The 650-nt window shown below is 70.3% G+C and carries 1 protein-coding gene; it reads right to left on the bottom strand.

Features of this window, described 5'->3' with window-relative positions; translation table 11 throughout:
• Nucleotides 1-30: 30 nt before the first annotated feature.
• Nucleotides 31-650 (bottom strand): transposase (locus G6021_RS16690; protein ID WP_182641770.1); only part of this gene is annotated, 620 nt, incomplete at its 5' end.

The raw sequence follows: 650 nt of genomic DNA, 5'->3' as shown, positions 1-650 counted from the left end.
GGTGGTGCTGTCGTGGGCGGGCAGGTGAGGTCAGGCGGGTTTGGGGATCGCGGCGATCGTGCTGAACACGGCGACGATAGCGACCGCCCAGGGCCACGTTTCGGGGATTTTCACTCTTCGTCGTCGCCCGCTGCGGGCCAGTCGGGCCGCGGCGTGGAGGAAGCGGTAGCGCAGCGCCTTGGGCTCGCACAACGCCAGGACTGCGGCGTCGCCGGTACAGGCCAGCATCCGAGTCCAGGCCACGAGGTCAGCGGCGAGCATCACCGCCACCAGCCACGCCTGGTTGAGGGCGAACTCCCGGGAGGGAAGCCGGCCGAGCCCGGTGTCTTTGGCGTGTCGGATCCGGTCCTCCACTCGGGCGTGAGCCCGGTGCCTGGCCTCGAGGAATTGGAGCTGGCCGGTGGCGGTGTTGGTGACAAACGCCTGGTAGCGCCACCCGTCGATCTCCTCGAACATCGATAGCTGGGCGCCCGGGTGGGGCCGCTCGCGGCGGACGATCACCCGCATCCCCGCCGGCCACTTGGCGAGCAGCCCAGGGGCGAGGAATCCGGTCAGTTCGGCAACCTCGGCCCCGTCGCGAATGTCGCCCGACGGGTTCAATGCCGGCCCCCACGCTTCCTCGGGGCAGGTTGCGATGGCCCGTCGCAACG

Source organism: Dietzia sp. CW19 (assembly GCF_014145265.1).
In the GTDB taxonomy this organism is placed as follows: domain Bacteria; phylum Actinomycetota; class Actinomycetes; order Mycobacteriales; family Mycobacteriaceae; genus Dietzia; species Dietzia natronolimnaea.
The sequence above is the reverse complement of the archived record's forward strand: the minus strand, read 5'-3'. Positions and strand labels throughout refer to the sequence as shown.